Raw genomic sequence first — 6,266 nt, 5'->3', positions numbered from 1 at the left:
GGTTTGCGGTGATGAATGATACTGCTCTGAAATCCTATTTCGGTCTGCAACACCAATCGCAATTGCAGACAGTCATGTTTCTGCAGCTTGTTGCGGGCGGGCATCTGCTTCTCCTCGTGACCCGCACCTACAAGTGGTTCTTTGAGCCGCCCTATCCGGCGCGACCACTTGCTCTGGCAATCGTGTTGACCCAGGCACTGGCGGTGCTCATGTGCGGCTTCGGTTGGATCGTGCCTGAGATTGCCTGGGCAACTATCGGCTGGATCTGGGTCTATCTGCTTGTCTGGCTTTGTGTGCTCGGAGGCGTGCGTGTTGCGATGGAGCGGCTCATGGACAATCGCCTGTCTCGCCGTACGCGTTCCGCCGAAATCGTCAATGCGCATTTGCATCAGCACGGGCACCTGCACCGGTAAAAGGAGGCCAAAATGGAGTATCGCGAGCGCTTGATCGTCAAACCGGGAAGCTCTGTGAAGCTTGCCGATATCGATCCCGGCTTCCATGGTCGGCACGAGACCCACGAGAAGGCCACCCCTGAACTGGAGGAGACACTTGCGAAAATCGCTCCTCTGCAGGAACTTCTTTATGCCGAGAAGAAACACGCGTTGCTTGTCGTGCTTCAGGGGATCGATGCCGCAGGCAAGGACGGTGTCTGCTGGCATGTCATTCGGGCCATGAACCCGCAGGGGACAACCGTCACCGGCTTCAAACAGCCGACAGCGGAAGAGCGTGCGCACGACTTTCTGTGGCGAGTGCACAAACATGTTCCGGGACTGGGGCAGGCGGCCGTTTTCAACCGTTCGCACTATGAGGATGTGCTTGTGGTACGCGTTCATAATCTTGCACCGAAGAAAGTCTGGGAAACACGCTACGACGCCATAAACGAGTTCGAACGGCAGCTGAGCGAAAGCGGGGTCACGATCCTCAAATTCTTCCTCTATATTTCAAAGGAGGAACAGCTCAAGCGCTTCAAGGTCCGGCTGGATGATCCGGCCCGTCACTGGAAGATTTCAGATTCCGATTATTCCGAACGCGAGCTTTGGGGGGATTACACCAAGGCTTATGAAGCCATGCTGGAGCGGTGCTCCACCAGTCATGCGCCCTGGTATGTACTGCCGTCGAACCACAAATGGTTCCGCAATCTTGCGGCGTCCCAGATCATTCTGGAAACCCTGCAGAATATGAAGCTCAAAGCCCCAAAGCCTTCGGTGGATATCGATGTCATCCGGCAAAAATATCTCAAGGCGGCAGAAGATGGTTAAGCGGCACGGATGAACCTGAATTGACGCTGAAACGGTGGGGTGTTCCAGCGCCAATCAGGGGCGCCGTCATGCCTGATCGGCGACCGCAACGGGTTCGTCTGCCACCAGGAAATCCAGTGCCAGGTCGTTATAGGCCTTGCTGGCATTGATGTTGGCCAGATGAGCTGCACCAGGGATTTCAGCATAGCGTGCACCCGGTGTTGCATCCGCCATGGCCTGCATGATTTCCGGCGAGGCAGCCTTGTCGAGACTTCCACCGATATAGAGAACCGGTAGTGTGATCTTCGGAAGATCCTTGAAATAATCGAGATTCTGCAGCGCACGACAACAGGCAATGTAGCCAGCTGGTTGATTTGACAGGACCATTTGACGGATTTCCTTTGCGGCCTGGGGATTGGCGTCGGTCCATTCGGGTGTGAACCAGCTCGCCATCGTGCCGTCGATAACCCCTTTCATACCGTGTTCTTGCACCAGACTTATCCGCTGGTCCCACATGGTTTTGAAAGCGGGCGGGGCATCTGATCGTGCGTCGGCACAGATAACCCGTTCGATCCGATCCGGATGGGAAAGGGCGAGACCCAGTCCGGTCATGCCACCTTTTGACAGACCCATGAACTGGGCGGTTTCGATACCGAGTTCATCCATGAGCCCAATGACGTCACCCACCAGCTGGTCAAAGCTGTAAGGACCCTCCGGCACATCTGATTTGCCGTGACCGCGGGTATCGTAGCGCAAAACCCGGAAGTTGGAGCTCAACGCTGAGATCTGCGGTCCCCACATTGCCGCACTCGCACCGAGCGAGTTCGACAGGATCAGCCAGGGCGCGCCTTCAGGGCCATCGACATAGACCTGAAGGCTGTGGCTGCCAAGGTTGACGCGGCCGATCATTGGGCGGCCTGCTGATTTGTGCCAATGGCGGCATTCACAGCCGGGTTCACTTTTTCGGCCAGCAGGATCATCGAGCGCCTGCCAAGCTCCGGGTCGGCCCAGTCCTTGCCGGCGTAAAGCAGGGTTCCGAAGTTACCGACAGTATCCCGGAAGCTCAGAAGATCGTCCGTGACCTTGTCCGGCGTGCCCCAGGTGACGAGCTTGTCCAGAACGCCTTCCAGCGTCACTTCATCGTCCGGCTGATCCCTGTGGGTCTTGAACAGGGCCAGACGGTTGTTTTTGCGCATCTTGGTCAGGATCTGATTGTAATAGAACCGATAGGGGCTTTCAGGTCCGAGTGCATATTCGCGCGCAGTGTCGAGATCGTCTGCGACAAATACCGAACGGGCCACACGCCAGTTTTCCGCAAGTGCGGGACGTCCAACGCGTTCACAACCCTCGACGTATTTCGGCCAGTGGCTGGCAGCCCACTGAGGCATAAGAAAATTAGCGCTGATCGGATCCCATCCGCGGGCGGCCGCTTCGGTCACGCCTTTGGAGAACGGTGCGACGGCTGTCACGACAATGGGTGGATGCGGGCGCTGCAACGGGCCGGGAATAATGCCCTGACCGATATCGGTCAGGCTGGTGCGCTCTGTGGTGACCTTCCAGTATTTGCCTTCAATGTTGTAGGGCGGTTCGCTTTCCCAGATTTTCAGGACGGTGTTGATGCCTTCCAGAAACATCTCGTTGCGATCTGCGTCCAGATTTCCGAACACTTCTGCGTCAGAGAGCAATCCGCCGGGGGAAATACCAAAATTGAATTTACCGTCGAGCATGTGGTCGAGCATGGCGACCTGCGCTGCCACAGCCGCTGGATGCGCGTTCGGCATGTTCACCGTACCCGTACCAAGGCGCATGTTCTTGACCGAGGCGGCAAGAGAGGCAATGAACATGGAACAATTGGTGATGTTTTCGGCTTTGTCGGTTACATGCTCGCCGCAATAGGCTTCCTTGAAGCCGAGTTCATCCGCCAGCAAAAAGGCTTCGCGATCTTCCTTCAACGTCAGTCGCCAATCCTTGTCCAACGGGTGAATTGGCATTGTGAAGAAACCGAGTTCCATAGGCCTGCTCCTCTCAAGCGTTATTCTTGATCTAGATCAAACTTTATGCCGAGGGTGGTGTTTGGGAAAATTATAAGTACTAAATTGAGCTATCAAGAAATCTAATGAGGCTCCGATGATTTCACTCCGGCAAATGCGCTCCGTGGTCGCTGTTGCAGAAGAAGGATCGTTCACGAAGGCCGCCAATCGGGAAAATGCCACGCAGTCCGGCATTTCGCAGCATGTCTCAGCAGTTGAGGACGCGCTTGGTATCCGTCTGTTCGAGCGTACCAGCGACGGCGTTCTGCTGACACCAGCAGGAGCCCGTTATTATCGCAGGGTCTTGAACATCTTGCGAAGCGCCGAAGAAGCAATCATCGATGCGCAGAAAAGCCGCGAAACGCTGACGGGGTCCGTCCGGGCCGGGATCATGCCGGTTCTGGCACGCGCAGCACTGGCACCGGCTCTCAGCTGGATGGCCGAGCAGCATCCCGATGTGTCGATCCAGATCATCGAAGGTTATAGCGGGGCGCTCACAGACAACGTCAAGGCGGAAGAACTGGACTTTGCAATCGTACCGGCGTTTGCCGGGGCTGTCGGATTGAATGTGACGCATCTGGCGCAGGATCGTGAAATGCTTGTTGGCGGACCGAAAAGCGGAATCGTTCACGGAAAACCCGTGCGTCTGAAGGATCTGCCAGCTTTCAAACTCGTCACGCCCTCGCGGACGAACATCCGCAAAACACGGATCGAGGATTATCTCACCACGCATTCGGTTCGCGTCGATCGCGTTATGGAGATGGATGCGATGCTGGGAACCCTGGACTTTGTCGCACGGTCCGACTGGGTGACCATTTTACCGGGCGTGATCTGCGCACCGGACGGACATGGGCGTATTCGCCGTGTCGCTCCGATTGACGAGCCGCCGCTGTATCTCGATCTGGTTCAGATCGAGCCTGCGCGTCGCCCGCTGTCCGCGCAGGCGCAGATCTTCCTGGATGCGCTCAAGCGGGAAGTCGAAATTCTCGTTGCCGAATGACATCCGTGAATTGGTTCAGGCGACGGCAAAAGCGCCAAGCTGACCTTTGCCAAAGGCGAGAGGGGTCTTTTCGCTGTACATATGAGCAATGACCCTGCCGATGAAAATTTCGTGGTCGCCACCGTCATGGATCGCGTGCGTCTCGCATTCAAGTGAGGCCGCACATCCTGCGATGCACGGGACGCCATGAGCGCCTTCAACCCATTCGAGGCCTGAAAACCGGTCCCTTTGGGGGCTCGCGAACAGCTTGCAGAGTTCCACCTGATCGGCAGACAGGATGTTGATGGCAAAGCCTCGATGGGCTCTGTATTCCGACAAGCTGCCTGCTTTGCGGGCCAGGCTCCAAAGCACCAGAGGCGGGTCCATCGACACAGAATTGAACGAGCTGATCGTCACGCCGATCGGTTCGTCGTCGCGAGACCTTGTTGTCGCAATCGCCACGCCTGTCGGGAAACAGGAAAGCGTTTGGCGCAGCGCCTGCGGATCGATGTTGAATTCTCCGGTACCGGTCATAGCATTCATGAGACCCCTCCTTGACAGTTTCATCAAGATAACGGAGCAGGCCATTAAGACAAATTATTATGCCTGATTTCTTGGATCAATTTTTTTGATGTCATTGATCTGTGTCAATCTCAACCGAGGAAACCCGTCAGATGCCACCAGAAAATGGTCAACGGCAACCCGATCAGGGCAACGGCTGCAAACAATGCAAGGCACACCCTGGTCAGGAGTCCCGTGGGTATGTCGGCCAGTGACATGGCAACGATCAGCGGAGGTGCCTGATAGGGTAGCAGTGGGCTACCGATGCCAATCATTTGCGTCATTGCGACCGTCTCAATGGACAGGCCAGAAGCTGTAGCCAGCGGTTCTGCAAATGGAACCAGGACAAGCGGGGCCGCCGGTGCTGTTGTGAGATGAGACAGGAGAACGGAGAAGCCGAAAATGGCGTAAATGTTCCAAATGTTCTGCCCAGGTGTCAGCGCCATTTTTTCTATCAGCGCATCAGCGAGAGCATGGTCCAAGCCGACGTGACGGGCAAGGGCACTGACGCAGAATATGGCGCCGAACAGAAGCGCCGGCGTCAGGTCGACTTTTTCCTTCATGGCAGTACGGGACAGGAGACCGGTTTTTGGCCACAGCGCAATCGTGGCAACGCCGAGGGCGATCCAGGCGGGTTGGATGCCGTGAAGAAAATCGGTGGCCCACAAGACGATTGCGCAGAGCAACAGGGAGAGCAGACGAGTTTGCGGGACAGTAAGGCGGTGTTCCCAATCCCCCTGCGGCTCCGGCACTGATTGTGGATCGGGACTGAAGCGCTGGAGAACCAGAAGCAGAACTGCGAGGCGCAACAGGTTCACTGGAAATTGCGCCAGGAAATAACCGGAGTAGGTGGACTTGATGGCGTAGAGGCTCTCCAATGCGCCGAACTGGACGATCGTTGGCAAATTGGCCGTATAGATCATGTATGTCGGCAGCAGCGTTGCTGCCGCCGCCGTTGCACACAGACCAGCCGCACCCCGGCTGGTCGGTTCAAACCCAAGCGATGCCGATAATGCGACGGCGACCGGGATCAGGATCAATACCCTCGGGATTGTCGAGGGGATCAGTACTCCGAGCAGCAATCCAGCCATTGCCATGACAAGCACTGCCCGGCTGTAGGAGGTTCCTGAAAGCGCGAGCATCTGGTTGGAAATGCGTGTGCCCAGACCGGTCGTAACCACCGCGACGCCGAGGATAATTCCCGAAACCAGCAGCCAGAAGCCTCCAGAGGCAAGGCCTGAAAAGACGACTGAAGCCGGTGCAATTGCAACACCGAGACTGAACAGAAAGACGAGAAAAGCGGCAACGATGTCGGGAAAGACCCGTGTTGCAAACAGGGCAATCGAAATTGTTCCGACACCACCGGCAAGATAAAGTTCTTGCTGTGGAGCCTCGCCCTGCAGTCCAAGCCAGCCTAGGACCGACGCGGCGAGAGCCGCAGCGATCAGCGCCAATACC

General features: G+C 56.6%; 6 protein-coding genes and 1 pseudogene. 3 read left to right on the top strand and 4 right to left on the bottom strand.

From position 1 onward, the window contains the following. Together K5905_RS24890 and K5905_RS24885 are read left to right on the top strand one after the other, a co-directional pair. Positions 1-413: pseudogene (locus K5905_RS24890) on the top strand (metal-transporting ATPase); the annotation flags it as partial. 12 nt (positions 414-425) lie between these two features. After that, positions 426-1,259 (top strand): polyphosphate kinase 2 family protein, encoded by an 834-nt coding sequence (locus K5905_RS24885; protein ID WP_297589121.1) that lies wholly within the window; start codon positions 426-428, stop codon positions 1,257-1,259. A gap of 66 nt (positions 1,260-1,325) precedes the next feature. Here K5905_RS24885 and pcaD read toward each other — a convergent pair whose 3' ends face one another. After that, positions 1,326-2,147: a 3-oxoadipate enol-lactonase gene (pcaD, locus tag K5905_RS24880; protein ID WP_297589118.1), complete on the bottom strand. Its 822-nt coding sequence runs from the start codon at positions 2,145-2,147 to the stop codon at positions 1,326-1,328. Beyond that, positions 2,144-3,250: an LLM class flavin-dependent oxidoreductase gene (locus K5905_RS24875; RefSeq protein ID WP_297589117.1), complete on the bottom strand. Its 1,107-nt coding sequence runs from the start codon at positions 3,248-3,250 to the stop codon at positions 2,144-2,146. The genes pcaD and K5905_RS24875 overlap by 4 nt, the downstream gene beginning before the upstream one ends. A 115-nt stretch (positions 3,251-3,365) precedes the next feature. Here K5905_RS24875 and K5905_RS24870 point away from each other — a divergent pair, with 115 nt between their 5' ends. Continuing rightward, positions 3,366-4,268 carry a LysR family transcriptional regulator gene (locus K5905_RS24870; RefSeq protein WP_297589115.1) on the top strand — a complete coding sequence of 301 codons (903 nt, stop codon included), beginning with the start codon at positions 3,366-3,368 and terminating at the stop codon, positions 4,266-4,268. Positions 4,269-4,283: 15 nt separating this feature from the next. Here the strand turns inward: K5905_RS24870 and K5905_RS24865 are convergent, their stop codons facing one another. Then, positions 4,284-4,790 (bottom strand): flavin reductase family protein, encoded by a 507-nt coding sequence (locus tag K5905_RS24865; RefSeq protein ID WP_297589112.1) that lies wholly within the window; start codon positions 4,788-4,790, stop codon positions 4,284-4,286. Between the two features lie 110 nt (positions 4,791-4,900). Further along, on the bottom strand, positions 4,901-6,266 hold a 1,366-nt coding region (locus K5905_RS24860), incomplete at its 5' end, for an SLC13 family permease (protein WP_297589109.1).

The sequence above is a fragment of the Roseibium sp. genome, from assembly GCF_025698965.1.
Taxonomy (GTDB): domain Bacteria; phylum Pseudomonadota; class Alphaproteobacteria; order Rhizobiales; family Stappiaceae; genus Roseibium.
This window is presented reverse-complemented; position numbering and strand designations above follow the sequence as displayed.

Coding starts and splice junctions, on each gene's coding strand:
- K5905_RS24870 (WP_297589115.1), top strand. CDS start 3,366: ATGATTTCACTCCGGCAAATGCGCTCCGTGGTCGCTGTTGCAGAAGAA.
- pcaD (WP_297589118.1), bottom strand. CDS start 2,147: ATGATCGGCCGCGTCAACCTTGGCAGCCACAGCCTTCAGGTCTATGTC.
- K5905_RS24875 (WP_297589117.1), bottom strand. CDS start 3,250: ATGGAACTCGGTTTCTTCACAATGCCAATTCACCCGTTGGACAAGGAT.
- K5905_RS24865 (WP_297589112.1), bottom strand. CDS start 4,790: ATGAATGCTATGACCGGTACCGGAGAATTCAACATCGATCCGCAGGCG.
- K5905_RS24885 (WP_297589121.1), top strand. CDS start 426: ATGGAGTATCGCGAGCGCTTGATCGTCAAACCGGGAAGCTCTGTGAAG.